Source organism: Pseudomonas sp. SORGH_AS_0199 (assembly GCF_031453735.1).
Classification (GTDB): Bacteria; Pseudomonadota; Gammaproteobacteria; order Pseudomonadales; family Pseudomonadaceae; genus Chryseomonas; species Chryseomonas aestiva.
Genome location: NZ_JAVJAE010000001.1, coordinates 530,864 through 554,388, shown reverse-complemented (window position 1 = coordinate 554,388; position 23,525 = coordinate 530,864). Strand labels below are relative to the sequence as shown.

Sequence of the window (23,525 nt, the reverse complement as noted above, 5' to 3'; positions counted from 1 at the left end):
CTGCGCCGCGGCTGAACCCTCCTTCTCTTCGCGAAAATCCAGAGGTATTCCCATGCTGACTTTCCTCGGCTTCGCCATGGTCATGACCTTCATGTACCTGATCATGACCAAGCGCCTGTCTCCGCTGATCGCCCTGACCATGGTGCCGATCGCCTTCGCCGTGCTGGCCTGGGCGCTGTCCAGCGAATTCGCCAGCCTCGGCAGCGTCAAGCTCGACGCCCTCGGCCCGATGATGCTCGACGGCATCCGCAAGCTGGCGCCCACCGGCGTGATGCTGCTGTTCGCGATCCTCTACTTCGCCGTGATGATCGACACCGGCCTGTTCGACCCGGCGGTGCGCTGGATCCTCAAGCTGGTCAAGGGCGATCCGCTCAAGGTGGCCATGGGCACCGTCTTCCTGACCCTGGTGGTCTCCCTGGACGGTGACGGCTCGACCACCTACATGATCTGCGTGGCGGCCATGTTCCCGCTGTACAAGCGCCTGGGCATGAATCCGCTGATCATGACCTGCCTGATGCTGCTCTCCAGTGGCGTGATGAACCTGACCCCCTGGGGCGGTCCGACCGCCCGCGCCGCCAGTGCCCTGCACGTGGACCCGGCCGACGTCTTCGTGCCCATGATCGCGCCCATGCTGCTGGCCATCGCCTGGCTGTTCTTCCTGGCCTACCTCTATGGCCGCAGCGAGCGCGCGCGCCTGGGCATCCTGCAGATCGGCGAGACCGAAGGCGCCGACGTCACCGTCTCCCAGTGCGCCGAGGCCCGCCGCCCGCACCTGCGCTGGTTCAACGGCCTGCTGACCCTGGCGCTGATGGCCGCGCTGGTCGTCGGCATCCTGCCGATGCCGGTGCTGTTCATGATCGCCTTCGGCATCGCCATGACCGTCAACTACCGCTGCCTGAACATGCAGAAGCAGCGCATCGCCGCCCATGCCGAAAACGTCCTGGCGGTGGTCTCGCTGATCTTCGCCGCGGGCATCTTCACCGGCATCCTCTCGGGTACCGGCATGGTCGACGCCATGTCCAAGGGCCTGCTGGCGGTGATCCCGGACGCCCTGGGTCCGTACATGGCGGTGATCACCGCCCTGGTCAGCCTGCCGTTCACCTTCTTCATCTCCAACGACGCCTTCTACTTCGGCGTGCTGCCGGTGCTGGCCGAGGCCGCCGCGGCCTATGGCATCAGTCCGGTGGAGATCGCCCGGGCCTCCATCGTCGGTCAGCCCGTGCACCTGCTCAGCCCCCTGGTGCCCTCGACCTACCTGCTGGTGGGCCTGGCCAAGGTGGAGTTCGGCGACCACCAGCGCTTCACCCTGAAATGGGCGACCGTGACCTGCATGTTCCTGCTGGGCGGTGCTTTGTTACTGGGTGTGTTTCCGCTGTACAGCCGCTAGAGTTTTACCATTTGTACGACTAGCCTTGCCGGCTGTTCGAAAATGGCGCGTCGCCTGACGCGCCTTTTCCATTGGAGCGCGCGCCCGAGCGCGTCTCAGCTAAAAGAGGATTTGCAATGGACTGGCTGACCAACCCGGAAATCTGGGTCGCCTTCTTTACCCTGACGGCCCTGGAAATCGTTCTGGGCATCGACAACATCATCATGATCTCCATCCTGGTCAGCCGCATGCCCAAGCACATGCAGGCGCGGACCCGTTTCTTCGGTCTGGCCCTGGCCATGGTCACCCGCATCCTGCTGCTGCTGTCCATCACCTGGGTGATGCGCCTCACCGCCGACCTGTTCTTCGTCTTCGGCCAGGGCATCTCCGGGCGTGACCTCATCCTCTTCTTCGGCGGCCTGTTCCTGCTGTGGAAGAGCAGTGCCGAGATCTACGAAGGCCTGGAAGGCGAGGATGAGCACGACGAGGACGCCCCCCAGAAGAAGGGTGGCGGCTTCATCGGCACCATCATCCAGATCGCCATCATCGACATCGTCTTCTCGCTGGACTCGGTGATCACCGCGGTGGGCATGGTCAGCCACGTGCCGGTGATGGTCGCGGCGATCATCGTCGCCGTGCTGGTGATGATGCTGGCGGCCGGCGCCATCAGCAATTTCATCGACAAGCACCCGAGCCTGAAGATGCTGGCGCTGTCGTTCCTGATCGTGGTCGGTACCGTGCTCATCGCCGAAGCCTTCGAAGTCCATGTGCCCAAGGGCTACGTCTACTTCGCCATGGCCTTCTCGCTGGCGGTGGAAGCCATCAACATCCGCCTGCGCGGCAAGGCCAAGGCGCGCGAAGCGGTCAAGCTGCGCAAGGAGCAGATCTGATCGCGGCGGCGGAACCGACCCGGCTCTCCGCCGCCTAAACCAGCAAGTCCCCACGAGCCCGAAGGTGCCCTGCCTTCGGGCTCGTGCGTCTGTGCAGAACGGTCATTACGATTTTGTGACAAGCTCGCCAGGAGTTCTTGGACACGCGCCGGGAGGGCGCCACGATGCTGACACTGCTCAATCTGCTATCCGCCGTTGCCCTGCTGGTGTGGGGCACCCATATCGTGCGCACCGGTATCCTGCGGGTATACGGCGCCAGCCTGCGCCGGGTGCTCAGCCGCAGCATGCAGCGCATGCCGCTGGCCTTTCTTTCCGGCATCGCCGTCACCGCCCTGGTGCAGAGCAGCAACGCCACCGCGCTGCTGGTGACCTCCTTTGTCGCCCAGGGCCTGGTGCCGCTGACCCCGGCGCTGGCCATCATGCTCGGCGCCGACGTGGGTACCGCGCTGATGGCGCGGGTGCTGACCTTCGACCTGTCCTGGCTGTCGCCGCTGCTGATCTTTCTCGGCGTGGTGTTCTTTCTCGGCCGCAAGCAGACCCGCGCCGGCCAGCTCGGCCGGGTCGCCATCGGCCTGGGGCTGATCATCCTGGCGCTGCAGCTGATCGTCGAGGCGGCCTCGCCCATGACCCATGCGGCCGGGGTCAAGGTGCTGTTCTCTTCACTGACCGGTGACCAGCTGCTCGACGCCCTGACCGGCGCGGTGTTCGCCATGGTCTCCTATTCCAGCCTGGCGGCGGTGCTGCTGACCGCCACCCTGGCCGGCTCCGGGGTCATCTCGCTCAAGGTGGCGCTGTGCCTGGTGGTGGGGGCCAACCTGGGCAGCGGCGTGTTGGCGCTGATGGGCGCGGCCAAGCAGGGCGTGGAGGCGCGGCGGGTGGCGGTGGGCAGCCTGCTGTTCAAGCTCGCCGGCTGCATCCTGGTGCTGCCCTGGATCGGCCTGCTGGCCGACTGGCTGCAGGGCTACGACTTCAACGACGCCGAGGTGGTGATCGGTTTCCACGTCGCCTACAACCTGGTGCGCTGCCTGCTGTTCCTGCCGCTGACCGGACCCCTGGCGCGCTTCTGCACCGCCATGCTGCCGGCCAAGGACAGCGTCGAGACCATCCTGCGACCGCGCCACCTGGACACCGCGGCCCTGGACACCCCGGCCCTGGCGTTGACCAATGCATCGCGCGAGCTCCTGCGCATGGGCGATGTCATCGAGCAGATGCTGCAGCACCTGCTGGTGCTGATCAATGCCGGCGACAAGCAGCTGGCCCGCGAGGTGCGCCGTCTCGACGATGACGTCGACGCCCTCTACACGGCGATCAAGCTGTACCTGGCGCGCATGCCGCGCGACGACCTGGACGAGCGCGACAGCCGGCGCTGGGCCGAGACCATCGAACTGGCGATCAACCTGGAGCAGGCCGGCGATCTGATCGAGCGCATGGCCAGCGACGTCGACAGCAAGAAGATCGCTGCCCGGCGCTCGTTCTCGGCTTCCGGGGTGGACGAACTCTCCGCCTTGCACCGGCTGCTGGTCGACAGCCTCAAGCTGTGCCTGTCGGTCTATCTCTCCGGCGACCTGGACGCGGCGCGCCGCCTGCGTCGGCTCAAGCAGCGCTTCCGCCTGCTGGAGCGACGCTATGCCCATGCCCACGTCGAGCGGCTGCACCAGCAGGTGGTGGAGAGCTTCGAGACCAGCTCCCTGCATCTGGGCCTGCTCAGCGACATGCGCCGGGTCAATTCGCTGTTCTGCAGCATCGCCCACGGCGTGCTGGAGGCAGCCGATGCCGGCTACGCCACCGAGCACGAGCTGCCGGTGGAGGGGCGCGAGGAGTCAGGCGGGGTTTGAGGTCGCGGTTTGACGCAGGGGTTCGTGGATGAGGCTGCGCCGTCATCCACGCTACTGATCTGATCTTGTCAGCGCCAATGAAGTTGAGCTCCACTTCGGATGGCCCCCTCTCCCCTGGGGAGAGGGCTGGGGTGAGGGCGCCCCCCTGCTGCGAACTCCCAGTGGAAAAGGCTGTGCCGTTTTCCACGCCATGGCACTGTGCGCCTAAGCCTTATCGCGGCCATGGCGGTCCGCCGCTGCGGCCGCTCCTACAGAAGCATCACACCCTGTAGGAGCGGCCCATGGCCGCGATTGGGGTACCTCATTGCGCCCGACTATCGAGCTGCTGCAGGATCCGCCAGGCCGTCTCGATCCGCGCGGCATTCGGGTAGTTGCGGTTGGCCAGGATCACCAGGCCGAGCTGGCGCTCGGGGATGAACAGCGCATAGGCGCCAAAGCCATTGGTGGAGCCGGTCTTGTTCAACAGCCGGGCGCCGCTCGCCGGCAGTGGCGGATGCTGCCAGTCCAGCGGTTGCGGCTGCAGGGCCATCGCCGGGGTGTTGCCGGCCAGCAGCTGGGCCTTGGGCAGCGGATAGGCGTAGGCCTCCCAGGCCAGACCCTGAGTCATGGGGCCGCTGCGATAGTAGCCCTGCTGGGTGGCGTCGAGCGCCTTGGCCAGGGGCGCCGGCAACCGGCCGGGATGCAGATTCGCCTCGACGAAGGCGAGCAGATCGCCCGCGGTGGTCTTGATGCCATAGGCCTCTTCGGCATAGGCGCCCGGATTGACCCGCAGCGGCTGGTCGTTCCTGCCATGGCCCCAGGCGTAGTGGGCCTGCTCGGCCGCCGGCACCTGCAGATAGGTATGGTCGAGCCCCAGGGGCTTGAGCACGTGCCGCTGCAGGGCCGTGGCGAAGGGCTCGTCGAGCCGCTGGGCCGCCAGGGCGCCGAACAGGCCGATGCTGGGATTGGAGTAGAGGCGGTGGCTGCCGGCGGGGAAGGGCGGCTGGAAGGCGCGGTAGAAGGCCGTCGTCTGATCGTCGCGGGTGACGCTGTCGGGAAATTGCAGCGGCAGGCCGCCGGCGCTGTAGGTGGCCAGCTGCAGCAGGCTGGCCTGGCCGATGGCGCTGCCGGCCAGAGCCGGGCGGACCTGAGCGGCGGACTCGTCCAGCCGCAGGCGACCGGTCGCTGCCGCGTAGCCACCCAGGGCGGCGCTGTAGGTCTTGCTCAGGGAGCCGATCTCGAACAGGGTGGCCGCGTCCACCGCCTGGCCACTGCGGCGATCGGCGGTGCCGAAGTAGTAGAGCCGGCGCAGGCCCGGGGCCGTGACACCCACGGCCAGGCCCGGAATGTCCTGCTCGGCCATCACCGCGCGGGCGGCGGCGCGGATCTCGTCGTCGAGGGGATTGGCGGCGTTGGCCAGGAGCGGCAGGGTCAGGCCCAGGCCGAGCAGCAGGGAAAGACGCGGGAAAGCCGACATGCGGGAGCTATTCCTGAGGAAGGGAGGCCAGGAGTCTAGCCGAGCGTTGCCACAGCGGTATGAGACGCGGCCAGCGTTGGAAGATTTTGCCGCCGGCGCTGTCCATGGCTGGCTGGAGCCCGGTCCTCGACTGGACTACAGTCGCCTCTCACCTTTTTCAGGAGTCATCCCATGTCCGCTGCCCCCCTCGTCGAACAGATCCAACTGGGCCAATTGCCCGTCTGGCGCATCCGCGTCGGCCAGGCCGAAGCCCTGGTGGCCTGCCAGGGCGCCCATGTGCTGCGCTACGGCTTCGACGGCGAGCCGGACATCGTCTGGGGCAATCCGGAAGCCGTGTTCGAGCCCGGTACCCCGATCCGTGGCGGCATCCCGGTCTGCTGGCCCTGGTTCGGCGACCTGCTGAAGAATCCGGCCGCGGTCCAGGCCATGTGCACCACCACTGCGGACGCCCCGGCCCACGGCCTGGCGCGCCAGGTCGCCTGGCAGGCCGGCGGCGTCGAGGTGGACACCGATCGGGTGCGCCTGGACTTCCACCACCGCACCTCCGCCGAGACCACCCCGGGCTGGCCCCATGCCACCGAGCTGACCCTCAGCCTAAGTGTGGGCGAACGCCTGGAGCTGACCCTGAGCGTGCGCAATCTGGAAGATCACCCGCTGGTGCTGAGCCAGGCGCTGCACACCTATTTCGCCGTGAGCGACGTCCGTGAGGTGGGCATCGAAGGCCTGGCCAACGCCGACTACTACGACTGCCTGGACGGCTGGACCCGCAAGCGGCAGAACGGCGAGCCGACCATCACCGCCGAGACCGACCGGGTCTATGTCGGCCTGCCGGCACGCCTGGCGATCCGCGATCCCCAGTGGCAGCGCCGGCTGTTCGTGGAGACCCGCAACAGCCATTCGGCGGTGCTGTGGAATCCCTGGATCGACAAGGCCGCGCGCCTGAGCCAGTTCGCCAACAACGCCTGGACCGGCATGCTCTGCATCGAGACCGCCCGGGTGATGGACGACGTCCTCACCGTGGCGCCGGGCGCCTCGGCCGAGATGGCGGTGAGCCTGTGGCGCGAGGCGCTGTAGGGGCTGCTCAGGCGTCCGGGCTTGCCCTCACCCCGGCCCTCTCCCGGAGGGAGAGGGGGGGGCTCAGGGGAGAGTTTGGTGCGTTAGGACTTGGGGCGCTCAGGGGAGTTTGATGCGCAGGACTTGGGGCTGTCAGGCTTCAAGCGCACCCTCACCCTGGCCCTCTCCCAGAGGGAGAGGGGAGGCTCCGATAGGCTTTGGCGTGTTGGATATTGGAGCGTGCGCAGGACTCACTCCTGGTTTGGCAGAGTCACTGCCTTGCTGCGGTGTCTACCCAAACGCCCCCTCTCCCCCTGGGAGAGGCCCGGGGTGAGGAAGCCGCCGGCACCTAGCCGAAGATCACAACTCCTCGCACAGATTCCGCCCGATCCACTCGGCCACTGCCGCGCGCTCCAGGCCGCAGCCGAGCAGGCTGTGCAGCTTGCCTAGGGCGGCTTCACGAGTCATGCCGCGGCCGGAGATCACCCCGGCATCGGCCAGGCCGCTGCCGGCGGCGTAGGTACCCAACTCCACCGTCCCGCGAGCGCCCTGGCTGAGGGCGACCACGGGGACGCCGGCAGCGCGCCATTCGGCGAGGGCGGCGAGGAAGTCGGCGTCATCCGCCGGACCCGTGCCGCTGCCATAGCACTCCAGCACCAGCCCCTGCACCCCACTGCCCGCCAGACCGCGCAGGGTGGCACCGTCGATCCCCGGAAACAGCGGCAGCACCGCTACCCGCGCTGGCTGACGCGGTTGGTCGAAGCGTAAGGCGGCCGGCGTGGCCACCAGGGCGTCACCGCTGCGCGGCCGGGCGCTTTCCACGAAGGCCTTCCAGCCGCTGCTGGCCTGCTTGGTGCAGCGCGCCGCCGGCAGGCGTTCGCCATGGAATTGCACCTGCACCCCCGGCATCAGTCCGCTGGCGAAGGCGGCGAAGCTGTCGGCCAGGTTGCCGTCGGCATCGCTGTCCGGCACGCCGGCCGGCAGCATGGAGCCGGTCAGCAGCACCGGAATGGCCAGGCCCAGCAGCCGGAAGGCCAGGGCGGCGGCGCTGTAGGCCAGGGTGTCGGTGCCGTGCAGCACCAGCACGCCGCGGCAGGCGGGGTCGGTGGCTGCCGCCAGGATCGCCTGGGCCATGCGCTCCCAGGCGGCGGGGGTCATGTTGGCGCTGTCGATCAGCGGCAGCAGCTCCTGCAGCCGCCAGGCCGGATTGTCCAGCTCCGGACGGCTGGCCAACAGGGCGTCGATGCGCGCCTCGAAACCAGCGGCGGGGGCCAGGCCGGCGGCGGTCGCCTGCATGCCGATGGTGCCGCCGGTGTAGAGGATGTGCAGGTAGGGTGAGCTCATGAGGGACTTCCTGATAGGACTGCCCCCACACGAAGTGGGGGCAGGAAAGCGGTCGCGGTCCGGGTCAGCGCGACCCGGTGGCGGCGGTCAGTGCGCCTGGCGCGGCTGGGCGGCGCGGGCTTCGGCGACGGTCTCTTCCAGACGCTCCAGCGCCGGCCAGGCCTGGCGATCCAGGTCCAGGTCGCGGAACTGGTCGGCATCGAACACCGGCTGATCCACCCCGGCACGGCGCTGGGCGTCGTAGTCGTTGAGGATGCGCATGCCGACCTTGATCAGCATGGCCAGGGCGATCAGGTTGACGAAGGCCAGGCAGGTCATGGTGATGTCGGCAAAGGCGAACACCGTGGTCAGATTCTGCATCGAGCCCCAGCAGATCAGCACCAGCACCAGGCCGCGATAGCCGAGCAGCACGGCCTTGCCGCGGCCGAGCAGGTAGCGCAGGCCGTTCTCGCCCAGGTAGATGTTGTAGAGGATGCAGGTGAAGACGAACAGCGACAGGGCGACGCTGATGAAGATGCGGCCCCAGTCACCGACCACCGCAGCCAGGGAGTTCTGGGTCAGGACGATGCCGTCACCTTCGAAGCCCGGGGTGTAGAAACCCGAGAGCAGGATCAGCAGCGCGGTACAGGTGCAGATGACGAAGGTGTCGAGAAAGACGCTGAAGGCCTGCACCACGCCCTGGGCGGCCGGGTGCTTGACCGCGGCCACCGCGGCGACGTTGGGTGCGGCGCCCAGGCCGGCTTCGTTGGCGAAGACGCCACGCTTGACGCCCATGGTGATGGCGGCGCCGAGCAGACCGGCAAAGGCCGGCTCCAGGCCGAAGGCGCTCTTGACGATGGTCAGCAGGGTACCGGGGACCAGGTCGATCTGGGTGATGATCACATAGAGGGTGACGGCGATGTAGGCCAGGGTCTTGACCGGCACCAGGATGTCGGAGACCGCGGCGATACGCTTGATGCCGCCGATGAACACCAGGCCCAGCAGGATGGCCAGGGCGATCCCGGTGTACTGCACCGGCAGGCCGAAGGCGTTTTCCAGCGAGTGGGTCACGGTGAAGGACTGCAGACCGACGAAGGCGAAGCCGTAGGTCACCAGCAACAGGCCCGAGAAGATCAGGGCCATCCAGCGCTTGTTGAGGCCGTGCTGGATGTAATAGGCCGGACCACCGATGTAGAGGCCGTCGCCGTCGGCGCGCTTGTAGACCTGCGCCAGGGTGCACTCGAAGAAGCTGCTGGCCATGCCGACCAGGGCGGTCACCCACATCCAGAACACCGCACCGGGGCCACCCAGGGTCACGGCCAGGCCCACACCGGCGATGTTGCCGGCACCGACGCGACCGGCCAGGCTGAGCATCAGCGCCTGGAAGGAACTCAGGCCGTCACCGCTGTTGCGCAGGGAGTCCTTGAAGACGGTGAACATGTGCGGGAAATGGCGCACCTGCACGAATCGCGAGCGCAGGGTGAAATAGCTGCCCAGGCCGACGATCAGCACGATGAGCACATGGCCGGACAGGAAGTCGTTGAGCATTTCTAGGTAGTGCATGAAGAATCCTCGAGCATGCTAGTGATGCTCCAAGGCCGGCTCGCAAGCCTTGGGGCTATTATTGTGGAATATCCCGCCAGGGCCTGCTCCCGGCGTGGGGAGACGACGGCAACAGGCTCTGGAACGGGTCGGTCCGGGTGGAACGGGCAGTAAGACGGACCGGGCGCCTAGATTCGGCTATCCCACCGGCGTGAACAATTCCGCGCCTCGCTTCAAAATGGCGCGACTTGATGCTAGTTTTCTGGCCGTCTGTCAAGCTCGGGCCGGATTCATGAGCGACTTTTCCGCCAATTTGCAGCTGCTCTGCCAGCGCCACCGCTCGATTGCCGCCGTCTGTCGCGCCGTCGGCATCAACCGTGCCCAGTTCAATCGTTACCTCAACGGGCAGAGCCGTCCGTCGCCTTACAACCTGCAGCGCCTGGCGGAGTTCTTCGGGCTGCCGGTGGGCGATCTGCAGCTGCCGCAGCGGCAATTCGCGGCGCGCCTGGGCGCGCCGGTTGGTCAGGAGACGGGCTGGGCGGGGCAGGCTCTGGCCCTGTTCGGCGAGCGTCAGGAGGGCCTGGCGCGCTACCAGGGCTATTACCACGAATACTATCCGTCGCTGTCCACGCCGGGTGTGGTGCTCTGCGGACTGGTCTGGCTGTTCGCGGAAGCGGGCGTCTTCCGCTACGTGCGTTTCGAGCGCCTGCGGCGGCGCGACGAAGCCACCAGCCAGGCGCGCTTTCGCTACCTGGGCCTGGCCATGAGTCTGGAGAGCCGGCTGTTCTTTACCGACTACGAATCCCTCACCGGCAACGAGTTGTCGCAGACGGTGCTGCTGCCCAGCGCGCGCAACCGCATCGATCGCCTGAACGGACTCAAGCTCGGCGTCAGCGCCTCCGACCGGCGCGAGCCGGCCTGCACCCGGGTGGTCTGGGAGTACCTTGGCACGCGGCCACCTCGGGGTCGGGCCTATGCCCGCATCGGCCTCTACGACTGGCAGGACCCTGGCCTGGACGAGGATCTGCGCCAGCGCTTGGCCAGCGTGGCCCTGGTCGATCGGGTCTATCGCCTGGGCTAGAGGGTTTCCTCGATCGCTGGGTGGCAGCGATCGCAGTCTTCGAGGATGGCGCGGTCGCGCCCGGCCTGCTTGGCCCAGTAGAGCTGGCGATCGGCGGCTTCGATGAAGGTTTCGGCGCAGTCGTGATCCGGCCGGGCGCAGGCGCCGCCGATACTCACCGTCACGCGCGGACCGGCATGGGGCCCGAGATGGGGGATCTCCAGGCGCCTTACCGCGTCTAGCAGGCGCTGTGCCAGCTTGCCGGCATCCTCCTCGCGCGAAGGCGTGCAGAGGATGGCGAATTCCTCGCCGCCGTAGCGGGCCAGGCAGTCACCGGCGCGCAACTCGTCGGCCAGGGCGGTGGCGACCTGTTGCAGGCAGCGATCGCCGGCCGGATGCCCGTAGCGATCGTTGAAGGCCTTGAAGTGATCGACGTCGATCATCAGCAGGAGCAGCGGGCGGGGCGGGGGATGTGCCAGGGCGTTGGCCAGGGCCTGCATCAGCGCCCGGCGATTGGCCACGCCGGTCAGGGGGTCGGTGGCGGACTGCTGTGCCAGGAAGCGATTGGATGCGGTCAGCTCTTCGTTGCGCAGGCGGTCGCGCAGGATCAGCAGATAGCCCTGACGACGCGCGCGCTCCATCCAGAAGTTGTTGAGCAGGGTGAAGCTCGCGGTGGCGAACGCCAGGGTCATGACCAGCGACGCCTCCAGGGCAGGCAGGGCGTGCATCTGGGTGGCCAGGCCGATGGCCAGCAGGGCGACCAGGCTGTGTACCGCGGCCTGGCGCAGGGGCGGGGCGATGCAGCTGTTGGTGAAGAGGGTCATCAACGGCATAGTTGCCAGCCAGAGGGCGCGATGCGCGGCATCGGTGGCCTCGACGTCCAGCAGCGGCGGCGCATAGGCCAGCAGACAGGGCAGGATACCCACCCACTCGCGTGCCGGATGCTCGGCTGGCATCAGCCTGAGCGCCAGCAAGACCAGACCGCCGCCAACCACCACCAGTGCGCTGAGCAGGCTGATGAGCCAGAAGGCATCGGTCATCAGGATCCAGTCCCAGATCGAGAAGCTGGCATAGGCGAGGATGGCCACGGTCAGGCTGATGCGCAGGTGCCGCCGGCGCGAACGGGCGATGTCGCGCTGATAATGCCGTTCCAATACCGGTTCGAAGCGCAGGGCCCAGAAAGGGCGAGCCAGCGCTCGGGCGAGGGCGAGACTGAGGGACATGGATGCCGTACCTGGCAGGAAAATCCGAGGATCACTTCAGCACAATAAGTCCCTTAGCACGATAGAGGGTTCCCGGACGCGGGAATGTAACCGCCGAATGGTAGCCATTGGCTACCATTCGGGAGGCCGTGAACGCCGCGGTCGCTAGTTGCCGGCCTTGATGCGACTCCAGACGCGCGTCCGCACCCGCTCGATGGGCTGCGGCAGCGGCTGCACCACATAGAGCTTCTTGAGCATGTCCGGAGTGGGCACCAGGTCGTGGTTGTCGCGGATGGCGGTGGTCACCAGCGGCATGCCCGGCTTGTTGGCGTTGGGGTAGCCGAGATAGTCGCTGATCCCGGCGATCACCTTGGGTTCGAGCAGGTAATTGATGAAGGCATGGGCCTGGTCGACGTTGGCGGCGCTGGCCGGAATGGCCCAGGTGTCGAACCAGATGGGCGCGCCCTCGCGCGGCAGCCGCCAGTCCACCACCACGCCGTTGCCGGCTTCCTTGGCCCGGTTGCCGAACTGATAGAAGCTGCCCGAATAGCCCACCGCCACGCAGATGTCGCCGTTGGCGATATCGGTCATGTACTTGGTGGAATTGAAGTAGGCCATGTAGGGGCGGATCTTCAGCATCAGCGCCGTGGCCTTCTCGTAGTCCTTGGCGTTGGCGCTGTTGGGGTCCAGGCCCAGGTAGTGCAGCACCACCGGCAGGATGTCCGAGGGCGAGTCCAGCATGGCCACGCCACAGCTCTTGAGCTTGGCCATGTTCTCCGGCTTGAACACCAGGTCCCAGCTGTCCACCGGTGCGTCCGCCCCCAGCGCCGCCTTGACCTTGGCCGGGTTGAAGCCGATGAGGATGGTGCCGTACATGTAGGGCACGCCGTACTGGTTGCCCGGGTCGTTGACCTCCAGCAGCTTGAGCAACTCCGGATCGAGATTCTGCCAGTTGGGCAGCTTGCGCTTGTCCAGCTTCTGGAAGACCCCGGCCTTGATCTGGGTTTCCAGGAACTGGTTGGAGGGAATCACCAGGTCATAGCCGGAGCGCCCGGTGAGCAGCTTGGCCTCCAGCGACTCGTTGCTGTCGAAGGTGTCCCAGGTGACGCGGATGCCGGTCTGCTTGGCGAAGTCCTTGGGCGTCTCGGGCAGGATGTAGTCGGCCCAGTTGTAGACCCGCAGTTCGCCGGGATCGGCGGCCTGGACGGCGGTGGCGAGCAGGGCGCCACCGAGCAGGGTGGTGAGCGGACGCAGGAGGCTGTGCATGGTCGGATTCCTCGCGATAGGGATCAGGCGCCGTCGAAGGCGGCCAGGACGTTCACCGTGTTGATGCCGATCTCCGCCACGGCGTAACCGCCTTCCATGACGAACAGGGTCGGCAGGCCGAGCCGCGCCAGGCGTTCGCCCAGGCGCAGGTAGTCGTCGCTCTCCAGCTTGAACTGGGAAATGGGATCGGCCTTGAAGGTATCCACGCCCAGGGAGACCAGCAGCAGGTCCGGGGCATAGTCCTGCACGCGCGTCAGCGCTGTTTCCAGGGCGGCGCTCCAGCTGTCCCAGGCGCTGCCGGCGGGCAGCGGCAGATTGAGGTTGAAGCCCTGGCCCGCGCCGCTGCCGGTCTCGTCGGCATAGCCGAGGAAGAAGGGGAATTCGAAACCCGGATCGCCGTGCAGCGAGAGGAACAGCACATCGTCGCGCGCATAGAAGATGTCCTGGGTGCCGTTGCCGTGGTGGTAGTCGACATCGAGGATGGCCACCCGCCGGGCGCCGCCGTCGAGGGCGGCCTGGGCGGCGATGGCGGCGTTGTTCAGATAGCAGTAGCCACCCATGACATCGGCCGCGGCGTGGTGGCCCGGCGGGCGGCAGAGGGCGAAGGCGCTGCGCGCGCCCGCGGCGACCTCGGCCCCGGCACTCAGGGCCACCTGGGCGGCGCTGTAGGCGGCCTGCCAGGTGCCGGCGGTGATGGGCGCGCCGCCGTCGAAGCTGTAGTAACCGAGGCGTCCGTGCAGGCTGGTGGGCGGCAGCACCTGGCGCAGGGTACGCGCCGGCCAGGTATAGGGCAGCAGATCCACGGTCTCGCCGCGGGCTGCCCATTCGTCCCAGGCGCCGGCGAGAAAGTCGAGATAGGCCGCGCTATGGACGCGTGCCAGCGGCGCCCGGCCGAAGTCCCTCGGCGCCACTACCTCGCCGAGCTGCCGGCGGTGACACTCGGCGAGGATGAATTCGACGCGCTGGGGTTTTTCGAAACAGGGCTGCAACTGGCCATCGATCAATTCGCAACGACCGTGGTGCAGGGCGTGATCGGGACTGTGGTGGATGCGCATGGCGACTCCGGGCGGCGGGCTCTCCCCTGATTCTTGCCAGCCCGGCGACCCGCGACGAGAGGCGCAGCGGCCAAAAGGGGATAGATCCGGCCAGATTGCGCCCGGCGTCGACCATCAACCGCCCTTGGCTTCGTAGACCACGAAGCGCTTCAGGGTCGGCTCCAGCACCTCCCAGGTGCCCTGGAAGCCGCGCGGCACGACGAAGCTGCTGCCGGGACCGAGCCGGGTGGCGTGGCCCTGGTCATCGGTGACCAGACTCACCCCTTCGAGGATCTGGCAGTACTCCTCCTCGGTGTAGTTCACCCGCCAGGCGCCCACATCGCTGTGCCAGTGGCCAACGGCGAAGACACCGCTGCCATCCTCGTAGTCGAGCCAGAGGCTCTGCAGTGGATCGCCGGCCAGCAACTTCTCCGCCGGCAGGCGGTATTGCTGGGTGGGTTGGCCGCGCGCTTCGAGCAGTTTCAGCGAGGGCATGGAAAATCCTCCTTGGGGACGGGAAGCGCTCAGCATACGCCGGCCGCTAGAGCCGATACCCCCGCGGCGATTGTCCGCTCCAGCGGCGGAAGGCATGGCGGAAGCTGGCGGTCTCGCTGAAGCCCATCACCTCGGCGATGCGATAGATGGGCAGCCGCTCCTGGGCCAGCAGGTCGCGCGCCCGTTCGAAGCGCAACTCGTCGAGCAGTTGCTGATAGCCGCTGCCGCCCGCCTGCAGATGGCGGCGCAGGCTGCGCGGGGCCATGCCGAGGTGGCCGGCCAGGGCCGCGAAGGAGGGCGGGGCCGCCAGGTCGGCGCCCAGCAGGGTGCGGATGCGGGCGAGCAGGGCGCGCTGGCGATCCTGCTCGGGGGCCAGGCGACCGCACTGCTCCAGGGCGTCGCGATGGGTCACCGGATCGGCCAGGGGCAGCCCGCGCTCAAGCCAGGCAGCGGGAAAGGCCAGGCCGTTATAGGGCGCGTTGAAGGCCAGGGGTGTGGCGCCGAAGCAGTCGCCATAGCGCGCGCGATAGGCCGGCTCGGCGTGCCGAAAGGCCACCTGCACCAACGGTAGGGGCGTCCCCAGGAGGTCGCAGCAGATCGCCAGGAGCGAGGCCAGGCAGCACTCGGCGTTGCAGCGCTCCAGTTCCGGCGCGAAGGGATGGTCGTCGGCCCTGAGCCAGGCCAGCTCACCGTGGCGCTCCAGGCGCAGGGTGAAATAGGCGCCCAGCAGCCCCTGGTGGGCCAGGGCTGCCTGCAGCGCCGCGCCCAGGGTCGGGGCGCTGAGCAGGGCATAGCCGAGCAGGCCGTAGCCGGAGACGCGCAGCCGCCAGCCCAGCAGCAGCCCCAGTTCGGGCGGGGCGACCGGCAGGGCGTTGGCGATGACCCGCTGTTCCTGGGCCAGGGTGATGAGCCGATGGGGCTGTTCGAGATCGTCCAGCCGCAGGCCACTGCCGGCCAGTAACGGCGCCGCCCGGGCGGGCGTGTCGGCCGCCAGTTGCTGGAGCACCAGGGACACCAGGTTGAGATTGATCAGACCGGACTGACGCATGGGCAAACTCCCCGGGGCGGTGGCAGCCTTCCAGGCAAGAAGGATACCGCGCCCGCGGGGAGTTGCCGTCGGTTACCGCTCAGGTCTGGCGTGCGGGACTCAGACCTTGGCCTTCAGCGGTACGAGCCGCGGGGCGATCATGTTTTCCGGGCGCAGGATGTCGTCCAGGGTCGCCTCGTCCAGCAGATTTTCCTCGCGCACCAGCTCCAGCACGCCGCGACCGGTTTCCAGCGCCGTCTTGGCGATGCGGGTGGAGGTCTCGTAGCCCAGGTAGGGGTTGAGCGCGGTGACCAGGCCGATGGAATGCTCCACCTGACGGCGGCAGTGCTCGACGTTGGCGGTGATGCCGGTGATGCAGTGCTCGCGCAGCATGTCCATGGCGCGCTGCAGCAGGCGGATGGAGTCGAAGATCTTGTAGGCGATCAGCGGCTCCATGACGTTGAGCTGCAGCTGGCCGCCCTCGGCCGCCAGGGTCAGCGCCAGGTCGTTGCCGATGATCTCGAAGGCCACCTGGTTGACCGCCTCGGGGATCACCGGATTGACCTTGCCCGGCATGATCGAGCTGCCCGGCTGACGCGGCGGCAGGTTGATCTCGTTGATGCCGGTACGCGGACCGCTGGAGAGCAGGCGCAGGTCGTTGCAGATCTTCGACAGCTTCACCGCGGTGCGCTTGAGCATGCCGGAAAACAGCACGAAGGCGCCCATGTCCGAGGTGGCTTCGATCAGGTCGGCGGCGGGCTTGAGCGGCTGACCGCTGATGTCCGCCAGGCGCTGCACGGCCAGCAGCTGGTAGCCGGGGTCGGCGTTGATGCCGGTGCCGATGGCGGTACCGCCCAGGTTGACCTCGGTGAGCAGCTCCGGCGCCAGGGTCTTGAGGCGCGCCAGGTCTTCGCCCAGGGTGGTGGCGAAGGCGTGGAATTCCTGGCCGAGGGTCATGGGCACCGCGTCCTGCAGCTGGGTGCGACCCATCTTCAGCACCTCGGCGAATTCCACGCCCTTGGCGGCGAAGGCGGTGATCAGGCTGTCCAGGCTGGCGAGCAGGGCGTCATGGCCGAGCAGCAGACCCAGGCGGATGGCGGTGGGGTAGGCGTCGTTGGTCGACTGCGCCATGTTGACGTCGTTGTTCGGGTGCAGGTGGCGATACTCGCCCTTGGCGTGGCCGAGCAGCTCCAGGGCGACGTTGGCGATCACCTCGTTGGCGTTCATGTTGGTCGAGGTGCCGGCCCCGCCCTGGATCATGTCCACCACGAACTGGTCGTGGAATTCGCCGCGAATGATGCGCGAGCAGGCATCAACGATCGCCTGGTGCTTTTCGGTCGGCAGGTGGCCGAGCCGGTGGTTGGCGTCCGCCGCCGCCTGCTTGACCATGGCCAGGGCCACCACCAGCTTGGGGTAGTGACCGAGGGGCACGCCGGAGAGGCGGAAGTTCTGCACGGCGCGCAGGGTCTGGATGCCGTAGTAGGCATCGGCGGGGACGTCGAGGGTACCGAGAAGATCTTTTTCGAGGCGGACGGATGATGCAGAGTCGGACATGATAGCGTTGGGCTTCGATCGAGCGGCAGGCGCCGCGATGCCTTAGAATCTAGGCCTGCCAGCCGATCGCCGCCAATGCCGATCCGCCAAGCCTCATGCCGGATCGGCATAACTCTGGTTGTGACCTCGCGAGATCAGACGACGTATGGGTGCCATGAACATCGAATTCAAATGGCTGGAAGACTTCGTGGCCCTGGCGGCCACCCACAGTTTTTCCCAGGCCGCCGAAAAGCGTTTCGTCACTCAGCCCGCCTTCAGCCGGCGCATCCGCGCGCTGGAGGAAAGCGTCGGCCTGACCCTGGTGGACCGATCCCATACTCCGATCAGCCTTACCGAGGCCGGTCAGCTGTTTCTGGTCACGGCGCGCAGCGTGGTGGAGCAACTGGGCGAGACGGTGCGCCATCTGCATCACCTGGAAGGCGGGCAGGGCGAGGTGCTGCAATTCGCTGCCGCCCACTCCCTGGCCCTGGGCTTCTTTCCGCAGTGGATCGCCGGGCTGCGTGGCCAGGGCCTGGCGCTGGCCAGCCGGCTGGTGGCCACCAACGTCGGCGACGCCATCCACGCCCTGCGCGACGGCGCCTGTGACCTGATGCTGGCCTTCCACGATCCCGACGCCGCGCTGCAGATGGACCCGGAGCTGTTTCCGTCGCTGCACCTGGCGCATACCGCCATGCTGCCGGTCTGCGCCACCGATGGTGAAGGCCGACCGATGTTCCAGCTGGACGGGCAGAGCAGCGTTCCCCTGCTGGCCTACAGCGCCGGTGCGTTCCTCGGTCGCTCGGTGAATCTGCTCCTGCGCCAGCGCAAGCTGCGCGCCGTCACCCTCTACGAAACCGCCATGGCCGACAGCCTCAAGACCATGGCGCTACAGGGCCTGGGCGTGGCCTGGGTGCCGCAGCTGTCGGTGGCGGCGGAACTGGCCCGCGGCGAACTGGCCGTGTGTGGCGATGCCGCCTGGCAGGTCGGCCTGGAAATCCGCCTCTACCGCTGTGCCCTGTTGCGCAAGCGACTGGTGCAGCAGGTCTGGCGACATCTCGAAAGTCAAAGCCACGGCGGCTGATCGACGGTAGTCAACTATGCTGATATCGGCTTTTAGTTAGCCGACGTCCTGCAAGCCTTTTGCGCCTGTCTGCGCGACACTGGCACCTCTCTCACGGAGGTCAGCCATGCAGCGCATCCGCGTCATCGACTCCCATACCGGCGGCGAACCCACCCGCCTGGTTCTCGATGGTTTTCCCGAGCTCGGCCAGGGCAGCATGGCCGAGCGCCGCACCCTGCTGGCCGGCGAGCATGACGCCTTTCGGCGAGCCTGCATGCGCGAACCGCGCGGCAACGAGGTGCTGGTCGGCGCCCTGCTCTGTGAGCCGGTATCTCCTGCCGCCAGCGCTGGCGTGGTGTTCTTCAACGAGGTCGGCTACCTCGGGATGTGCGGCCACGGCACCATCGGCCTGGTGGTGTCCCTGGCTCATCTCGGCCGGATCGGCCCTGGCGATCACCTGATCGAGACCCCGGTCGGCGATGTCACCGCCACCCTGCATGACGACGGCAGCGTCAGCGTGCGCAACGTCCCGGCCTATCGCCATCGCCAGGCCGTCCAGGTGGAGATTCCCGGCCATGGCCCGGTCAGCGGCGACATCGCCTGGGGTGGCAACTGGTTCTTCCTCTGTGCCGATCACGGCCAGCGCATCGCCGCCGACAACCTCGACGGCCTGCTCACCTTCAGCCTGGCCCTGCGGGGCGCGCTGGAGGCCGCCGGTATCACTGGCGACCAGGGCGGCCATATCGACCATATCGAACTCTTCGCCGAGGATCCGGACGGCGCCGACAGTCGCAGCTATGTGCTCTGCCCGGGGCGTGCCTATGACCGTTCGCCCTGCGGCACCGGCACCAGCGCCAAGCTGGCGTGCCTGGCGGCCGACGGTGACCTGGCGCCCGGAGCCGTCTGGCAGCAGGCCAGTGTCATCGGCAGTCGTTTCGAGGCGCACTATCAGCCCGGCGACGAGGGTCGCATCCTGCCGGTGATCCGCGGCCGCGCCCATGTCATGGCCGAGGCGACCCTGCTGCTGGCCGCCGACGATCCCTTCGCCTGGGGTATCCCGGGGTGAAGTCCGTGGCGGAGGTCCTCGTCGTCGGCGCCGGCATCATCGGCGCCAGCTGCGCCGCGGCCCTGGCCGCGCGCGGCTGCCGGGTGCGGGTGCTGGATGCCGGCCTGCCTGGCGCCTCCGCCGCCGGCATGGGCCACCTGGTGGTGATGGACGACGACCCCGCCGAATTGACCCTGAGCGCGCGCTCCCTGGCGCTCTGGCGTGAGCTGGTGCCCCAGCTGCCGAGCGCCGCCGACTACCGCAACTGCGGCACCCTCTGGCTGGCGCGCGACGCAGCCGAGCTGGATCTGATCGACGCGAAGCGCCAGCGTCTGGACGCCCAGGGCGTCGCCAACCAGCCCTTGAATGCGGCCGCCACCGCCGCTGCCGAGCCGGCGCTGACCACCCTGGCTGGCAGTCTGGAGGTGCCCGGCGATGGCCTGCTCTATGCGCCGGTGGTGGCCGCCTGGCTGCTGCAGCGCTCGCCGCTGATCGAATTCCAGCGTGCCCGGGTGACGGCGGTCGAGAGCCGGCGCGTCCGCCTGGACGACGGTCGCTGGCTGACCGCCGATGCCGTGGTGCTCGCCGCCGGCCTGCAAGCCGCCAGTCTCTGCCCGGACCTGCCGCTGGTGCCCAAGAAGGGCCATCTGCTGATCACCGATCGCTATCCCGAGCAGGTCCGCCACCAGCTGGTGGAGATTGGCTATGGCGCCAGCGCCCACGCCAGCAGCGGTGCCTCGGTGGCTTTCAATGTCCAGCCGCGACCTACCGGGCAACTGCTGATCGGCTCGTCGCGGCAATTCGAGCGTCCGGACATGGCGGTGGAGCCTGCGGTGGTTGGCCAGCTGCTGCGCCGTGCCCTGGACTATCTGCCCGGCCTGACCCATACCTCGCTGATCCGTGGCTGGACCGGCCAGCGCGCCGCCAGTCCCGATGGCCTGCCGCTGATCGGCGCCCATCCCGAACAGCTCGGTCTGTGGCTGGCGGTCGGTCACGAAGGCCTGGGCGTCACTACTGCCCCGGCCACTGCCGAAGCCATCGCCAACGGGCTATTCGGCGAGCCTTCGACGTTCCACGTGGAACCCTTCGCACCGGCGCGTTTCACCACCGTGCCGAGGAGCCAGGCATGTTGACCCTGTTCATCGATGGCGAGCGCCTGGAGATTCGCCCTGGCAGCCTGCTCACCGCCGCGCTGGCCAAGAGCGGCAATCCCGCCGCGCGCCGTTCGGTAGGCGGAGAAGCCCGGGCACCGTTCTGCGGCATGGGCATCTGCCAGGAGTGCCGGGTACAGGTCGACGGCGTACGCCGCCTGGCCTGCCAGACGCCGTGCCAGGACGGCATGCAGGTGGAGCGCCTGTCATGAATAGCGCGAGCTGCGACCTGCTCATCATCGGCGCCGGCCCGGCCGGTCTCGCCGCCGCCCGCGCCGCCAGTGGCCGCGGCCTGAACCTGGTGCTGCTGGACGACAATCCCTTGCCCGGCGGCCAGATCTGGCGCGCCCGGGCGGGCCAGGTGGCCGCCGAAGTCGGTCAGTTGCCGGCGGACGTCACCCTGCTCACCCAGACCCGCGTCGCCGCGGTCCTGGGACCACACCAGCTGCTGCTGGAAGACGCCCACGGCAGCCGGACCCTGACGTTCGACACCCTCATCCTCTGCACCGGCGCCCGCGAACTGCTGCTGCCGTTCCCCGGCTGGACCCTGCCCGGGGTGACCGGTGCCGGTGGCTTGCAGGCGCTGATCAAGGGGGGCGTGGAAGTGGCCGCTGAGCGCCTCGTCGTCGCCGGCACCGGTCCGCTGCTGCTGGCCAGCGCCGCTACCGCGCGCCAGGCGGGTGCCCGGGTCGCCCTGGTCGCCGAGCAGGCCGCGCGCCGTGCCCTAGTCGAATTCGGCCTGCAGCTCTGGCGCTGGCCGAACAAGTTGCGCCAGGCGCTGACCCTGGCCACTCCTCGCTATAGCCCCGGCACCTGGGTCGAGGCAGCACTCGGCAGCGAGCGTCTCGAAGCCGTGCGCCTGCGCCAGGGCGACCGTCGCTGGGAGGTCGCCTGCGACCGCCTGGCCTGTGGCTACGGCCTGGTACCCAATGTCGAACTGGCGCAGAGCCTGGGCTGCGCTACCCTGGATGGCGCCGTGGCGGTGGATGACCATCAGCGCACCAGCCAGCCGCACATCCTGGCCGCCGGTGAATGCACCGGCATCGGCGGCAATGAACTGGCCCAGGCCACCGGCCGTATCGCCGGCCTGGTCGCCAGTGACCAGCTCGACGCCATCGCTGGCGTGCAGACCGAGGCCCGTGCCTGGCGCCGCTTCGCCGCCCAGCTGGCGCGCACCTTCGCCCTGAATCCGGCCATTACCCGGCTCGCCCAGCCGGATACCCTGGTCTGCCGTTGCGAGGACGTCGCCCTCGGCGCCCTGGTCGGCCATGCCGACTGGACCCAGGCCAAGCTGCGCAGCCGCTGCGGCATGGGCGCCTGCCAGGGCCGCATCTGTGGCCAGGCTACCCGCATGTTGCTGGGCTGGACGCCCCCGGCGCCGCGCTTTCCCCTGCAACCCACCCGTATCGACAGCCTGCTGGCCCTGACCGAGGACGAGAGATGAATGCCGCCGCCCACCTGGACGCCCTGAGCCGCGCCCGGCCCGCCGACCTGCCCGCGCTGCTGGCCAGCCTGAGTCTGGTGGCGCCGCTGCTCGATGCCATCCCCGGCGTGGTGTTCTTCGTCAAGGACCTGGACGCGCGCTATGTGCTGGTCAACCTGACCCTGGCCCAGCGCTGCGGCTACGAGGACGTCAGCGAATTGCTCGGCAAGACCGCCGAGGAAGTCTTCCCGGCGCCCCTGGGTGGCGCCTACGCCGAACAGGATCGTCGCGTGCTGCGCGAAGGCCTGGCGCTGGATGACCAGCTGGAATTGCACCTCTATGCCGGGCGTACCCCGGGCTGGTGCCTGACCCGCAAGCTGCCGCTGCACGACGCCCAGGGCCAGCTGATGGGCATGGCCGGCATCTCCCACGATCTGCAGGCGCCCGCCGCCGATCATCCGGCCCACGCCAAGGTGGCCGAGGTCGATCGCTATCTGCGCGAGCACTATGCCCAGCCGCTCTCGGTGGGCGAACTGAGTCAGAGAGTCGGCCTGTCGGTCTCCCAGCTCGAACGCCAGTGCAAGCGCATCCTGCGCCTCACGCCCCAGCAGTTGCTACACAAGGCCCGGCTCGACGCCGCCTCGCGCCTGCTGGCCCGCGATCTGCCCGTCACCGAAGTGGCCCTGGCCTGTGGCTATACCGACCACAGCGCCTTCAGCCGTCAGTTCCGCCGTCTCACCGGCCTGTCGCCCCGGCAATACCGCGACTCTCTCAAGCCCCGTTCCCGTCTGGAGGAAACCCCCGCATGAGCACTCCCCGCGTCAACTGGAGCGGCGTCTTTCCCGCCGTCACCACCCAATTCAACGACGACTTCTCCGTCAACCTGGAAAAGACCCATGGCGTGATCAGCAATCTGGTGCGCGATGGCGTCTCCGGTCTGGTGATGTGCGGCACCGTGGGCGAGAACACCTCCCTGACCCTGGAAGAAAAGATCTCCCTGGTGGAGGTCGCCAAGGACGCTGCCGGCGGTCGCGTGCCGGTGATCTGCGGCGTGGCCGAATTCACCAGCCTCAATGCCACCCGCACCGCCCAGGCGGTAGGGCGCGCCGGCGCCGACGGCATCATGCTCATGCCGGCCCTGGTCTACTCGGCCAAGCCCCACGAGACCGCCGCGCACTTCCGCAGCGTGGCCAGCGCCCTCGACCTGCCGCTGATGGTCTACAACAACCCGCCGATCTACAAGAACGATGTCACCCCGGACATTCTCATCTCCCTGGCCGACGTCGACAACATCGTCTGCTTCAAGGATTCCTCCGGCGATACCCGCCGCTTCATCGACGTGCGCAACGAGGTGGGTGACCGCTTCGTGCTCTTCGCCGGTCTCGACGACGTGGTGCTGGAAAGCATCGCCGTAGGCGCCGAGGGCTGGGTCTCGGGCATGTCCAACATCTTCCCCACCGAAGGTGAAACCATCTTCCGCCTGGCCAAGGCCGGCCGCTTCGCCGAGGCCATGCCGCTCTACGAATGGTTCATGCCGCTGCTGCACCTGGATGCCCGCCCGGACCTGGTGCAGTGCATCAAGCTCTGCGAAGAACTCGCCGGCCGCGGCAGCGCCCTGACCCGCCCGCCACGCCTGGCCCTGCCCGACGCGGACCGCGCCTTCGTCGAACGGCTGATGGCCAAGGCCCTGGAAACCCGCCCGCAACTGTCGGACGTGGGGATCTGAGGCTGGGCTTATCGCGGCTATGGTGGTTCGCCGCTGCG

Annotated in this window: 21 protein-coding genes; 12 read left to right on the top strand and 9 right to left on the bottom strand. The window is 68.1% G+C overall.

All coding sequences use genetic code 11. The features are described from left to right. Positions 1–52: 52 nt before the first annotated feature. The 3 genes from QE444_RS02640 to QE444_RS02630 all read left to right on the top strand — a co-directional run bounded on the left by QE444_RS02640 (position 53) and on the right by QE444_RS02630 (position 4,091). Positions 53–1,387, top strand: coding sequence for a CitMHS family transporter (locus QE444_RS02640; protein ID WP_273861008.1), 1,335 nt, complete (start codon positions 53–55; stop codon positions 1,385–1,387). Between the two features lie 116 nt (positions 1,388–1,503). Then, entirely contained in the window at positions 1,504–2,256 is a 753-nt protein-coding gene (locus QE444_RS02635) for a TerC family protein (RefSeq protein ID WP_133860176.1), read from the top strand. Positions 2,257–2,420: 164 nt separating this feature from the next. Next, on the top strand, positions 2,421–4,091 hold the full coding sequence (locus tag QE444_RS02630) for a Na/Pi cotransporter family protein (RefSeq protein WP_285385976.1): 1,671 nt from the start codon (positions 2,421–2,423) through the stop codon (positions 4,089–4,091). A 301-nt stretch (positions 4,092–4,392) separates the two neighbouring features. Here the strand turns inward: QE444_RS02630 and ampC are convergent, their stop codons facing one another. After that, complete coding sequence (gene ampC / locus QE444_RS02625; RefSeq protein ID WP_309737300.1) at positions 4,393–5,547, bottom strand: class C beta-lactamase; 1,155 nt, start codon at positions 5,545–5,547, stop codon at positions 4,393–4,395. A gap of 171 nt (positions 5,548–5,718) precedes the next feature. Here ampC and QE444_RS02620 point away from each other — a divergent pair, with 171 nt between their 5' ends. Then, positions 5,719–6,621, top strand: a complete 903-nt coding sequence (locus QE444_RS02620) for a D-hexose-6-phosphate mutarotase (RefSeq protein ID WP_309737299.1) — start codon at positions 5,719–5,721, stop codon at positions 6,619–6,621. A 339-nt stretch (positions 6,622–6,960) separates the two neighbouring features. On the opposite strand, the gene QE444_RS02615 is transcribed toward QE444_RS02620, so the two are convergent. After that, a complete protein-coding gene (locus QE444_RS02615; protein ID WP_309737298.1) occupies positions 6,961–7,944 on the bottom strand; it encodes an asparaginase in 984 nt (327 codons plus the stop codon). 87 nt (positions 7,945–8,031) lie between these two features. After that, entirely contained in the window at positions 8,032–9,486 is a 1,455-nt protein-coding gene (locus QE444_RS02610) for a sodium:alanine symporter family protein (protein ID WP_158890251.1), read from the bottom strand. Positions 9,487–9,757: 271 nt separating this feature from the next. On the opposite strand from QE444_RS02610, the gene QE444_RS02605 reads away from it, so the two are divergent. Further along, on the top strand, positions 9,758–10,546 hold the full coding sequence (locus QE444_RS02605) for a helix-turn-helix transcriptional regulator (RefSeq protein ID WP_183632252.1): 789 nt from the start codon (positions 9,758–9,760) through the stop codon (positions 10,544–10,546). Here QE444_RS02605 and QE444_RS02600 read toward each other — a convergent pair. The 6 genes from QE444_RS02600 to aspA form a co-directional block, all read right to left on the bottom strand. Further along, positions 10,543–11,748: a GGDEF domain-containing protein gene (locus QE444_RS02600; protein WP_309737297.1), complete on the bottom strand. Its 1,206-nt coding sequence runs from the start codon at positions 11,746–11,748 to the stop codon at positions 10,543–10,545. The genes QE444_RS02605 and QE444_RS02600 overlap by 4 nt on opposite strands. Positions 11,749–11,892: 144 nt before the next feature. Further along, the gene (locus QE444_RS02595; protein WP_309737296.1) at positions 11,893–12,993 is read right to left on the bottom strand and encodes a polyamine ABC transporter substrate-binding protein; all 1,101 of its coding nucleotides are present in this window, start codon (positions 12,991–12,993) and stop codon (positions 11,893–11,895) included. 23 nt (positions 12,994–13,016) lie between these two features. Further along, positions 13,017–14,048, bottom strand: coding sequence for a histone deacetylase family protein (locus tag QE444_RS02590; protein ID WP_309737295.1), 1,032 nt, complete (start codon positions 14,046–14,048; stop codon positions 13,017–13,019). A 114-nt stretch (positions 14,049–14,162) separates the two neighbouring features. Next, positions 14,163–14,522: a cupin domain-containing protein gene (locus tag QE444_RS02585; RefSeq protein WP_285385965.1), complete on the bottom strand. Its 360-nt coding sequence runs from the start codon at positions 14,520–14,522 to the stop codon at positions 14,163–14,165. 46 nt (positions 14,523–14,568) lie between these two features. Further along, positions 14,569–15,570 (bottom strand): AraC family transcriptional regulator, encoded by a 1,002-nt coding sequence (locus tag QE444_RS02580; protein WP_273861016.1) that lies wholly within the window; start codon positions 15,568–15,570, stop codon positions 14,569–14,571. Positions 15,571–15,669: 99 nt separating this feature from the next. After that, the gene (gene aspA / locus QE444_RS02575) at positions 15,670–17,103 is read right to left on the bottom strand and encodes an aspartate ammonia-lyase (protein ID WP_133860164.1); all 1,434 of its coding nucleotides are present in this window, start codon (positions 17,101–17,103) and stop codon (positions 15,670–15,672) included. A gap of 154 nt (positions 17,104–17,257) precedes the next feature. Here aspA and QE444_RS02570 point away from each other — a divergent pair, with 154 nt between their 5' ends. The 7 genes from QE444_RS02570 to QE444_RS02540 all read left to right on the top strand — a co-directional run bounded on the left by QE444_RS02570 (position 17,258) and on the right by QE444_RS02540 (position 23,487). Beyond that, a complete protein-coding gene (locus QE444_RS02570; protein ID WP_187980717.1) occupies positions 17,258–18,163 on the top strand; it encodes a LysR substrate-binding domain-containing protein in 906 nt (301 codons plus the stop codon). Positions 18,164–18,269: 106 nt separating this feature from the next. After that, positions 18,270–19,208, top strand: coding sequence for a 4-hydroxyproline epimerase (locus QE444_RS02565; protein WP_273861017.1), 939 nt, complete (start codon positions 18,270–18,272; stop codon positions 19,206–19,208). After that, on the top strand, positions 19,205–20,320 hold the full coding sequence (locus tag QE444_RS02560; protein WP_280310196.1) for an FAD-binding oxidoreductase: 1,116 nt from the start codon (positions 19,205–19,207) through the stop codon (positions 20,318–20,320). Before QE444_RS02565 ends, QE444_RS02560 begins: the two co-directional genes overlap by 4 nt. Next, positions 20,314–20,550: a (2Fe-2S)-binding protein gene (locus QE444_RS02555; RefSeq protein ID WP_027600458.1), complete on the top strand. Its 237-nt coding sequence runs from the start codon at positions 20,314–20,316 to the stop codon at positions 20,548–20,550. Before QE444_RS02560 ends, QE444_RS02555 begins: the two co-directional genes overlap by 7 nt. Further along, complete coding sequence (locus QE444_RS02550; protein WP_309737294.1) at positions 20,547–21,782, top strand: FAD/NAD(P)-binding oxidoreductase; 1,236 nt, start codon at positions 20,547–20,549, stop codon at positions 21,780–21,782. Before QE444_RS02555 ends, QE444_RS02550 begins: the two co-directional genes overlap by 4 nt. Then, positions 21,779–22,570 (top strand): AraC family transcriptional regulator, encoded by a 792-nt coding sequence (locus QE444_RS02545; protein WP_133860158.1) that lies wholly within the window; start codon positions 21,779–21,781, stop codon positions 22,568–22,570. The genes QE444_RS02550 and QE444_RS02545 overlap by 4 nt, the downstream gene beginning before the upstream one ends. Beyond that, complete coding sequence (locus QE444_RS02540; protein ID WP_187980714.1) at positions 22,567–23,487, top strand: dihydrodipicolinate synthase family protein; 921 nt, start codon at positions 22,567–22,569, stop codon at positions 23,485–23,487. Before QE444_RS02545 ends, QE444_RS02540 begins: the two co-directional genes overlap by 4 nt. Positions 23,488–23,525 lie beyond the last annotated feature (38 nt).

Excerpts from the sequence above, each read along its gene's own strand:
- QE444_RS02565 (WP_273861017.1), top strand. The coding sequence starts at position 18,270 with ATGCAGCGCATCCGCGTCATCGACTCCCATACCGGCGGCGAACCCACC.
- QE444_RS02595 (WP_309737296.1), bottom strand. The coding sequence starts at position 12,993 with ATGCACAGCCTCCTGCGTCCGCTCACCACCCTGCTCGGTGGCGCCCTG.
- QE444_RS02630 (WP_285385976.1), top strand. The coding sequence starts at position 2,421 with ATGCTGACACTGCTCAATCTGCTATCCGCCGTTGCCCTGCTGGTGTGG.
- QE444_RS02545 (WP_133860158.1), top strand. The coding sequence starts at position 21,779 with ATGAATGCCGCCGCCCACCTGGACGCCCTGAGCCGCGCCCGGCCCGCC.
- QE444_RS02590 (WP_309737295.1), bottom strand. The coding sequence starts at position 14,048 with ATGCGCATCCACCACAGTCCCGATCACGCCCTGCACCACGGTCGTTGC.
- QE444_RS02620 (WP_309737299.1), top strand. The coding sequence starts at position 5,719 with ATGTCCGCTGCCCCCCTCGTCGAACAGATCCAACTGGGCCAATTGCCC.
- QE444_RS02580 (WP_273861016.1), bottom strand. The coding sequence starts at position 15,570 with ATGCGTCAGTCCGGTCTGATCAATCTCAACCTGGTGTCCCTGGTGCTC.
- QE444_RS02635 (WP_133860176.1), top strand. The coding sequence starts at position 1,504 with ATGGACTGGCTGACCAACCCGGAAATCTGGGTCGCCTTCTTTACCCTG.
- QE444_RS02550 (WP_309737294.1), top strand. The coding sequence starts at position 20,547 with ATGAATAGCGCGAGCTGCGACCTGCTCATCATCGGCGCCGGCCCGGCC.
- QE444_RS02570 (WP_187980717.1), top strand. The coding sequence starts at position 17,258 with ATGAACATCGAATTCAAATGGCTGGAAGACTTCGTGGCCCTGGCGGCC.
- ampC (WP_309737300.1), bottom strand. The coding sequence starts at position 5,547 with ATGTCGGCTTTCCCGCGTCTTTCCCTGCTGCTCGGCCTGGGCCTGACC.
- QE444_RS02615 (WP_309737298.1), bottom strand. The coding sequence starts at position 7,944 with ATGAGCTCACCCTACCTGCACATCCTCTACACCGGCGGCACCATCGGC.
- QE444_RS02640 (WP_273861008.1), top strand. The coding sequence starts at position 53 with ATGCTGACTTTCCTCGGCTTCGCCATGGTCATGACCTTCATGTACCTG.
- QE444_RS02555 (WP_027600458.1), top strand. The coding sequence starts at position 20,314 with ATGTTGACCCTGTTCATCGATGGCGAGCGCCTGGAGATTCGCCCTGGC.
- QE444_RS02610 (WP_158890251.1), bottom strand. The coding sequence starts at position 9,486 with ATGCACTACCTAGAAATGCTCAACGACTTCCTGTCCGGCCATGTGCTC.
- aspA (WP_133860164.1), bottom strand. The coding sequence starts at position 17,103 with ATGTCCGACTCTGCATCATCCGTCCGCCTCGAAAAAGATCTTCTCGGT.
- QE444_RS02540 (WP_187980714.1), top strand. The coding sequence starts at position 22,567 with ATGAGCACTCCCCGCGTCAACTGGAGCGGCGTCTTTCCCGCCGTCACC.
- QE444_RS02585 (WP_285385965.1), bottom strand. The coding sequence starts at position 14,522 with ATGCCCTCGCTGAAACTGCTCGAAGCGCGCGGCCAACCCACCCAGCAA.
- QE444_RS02600 (WP_309737297.1), bottom strand. The coding sequence starts at position 11,748 with ATGTCCCTCAGTCTCGCCCTCGCCCGAGCGCTGGCTCGCCCTTTCTGG.
- QE444_RS02605 (WP_183632252.1), top strand. The coding sequence starts at position 9,758 with ATGAGCGACTTTTCCGCCAATTTGCAGCTGCTCTGCCAGCGCCACCGC.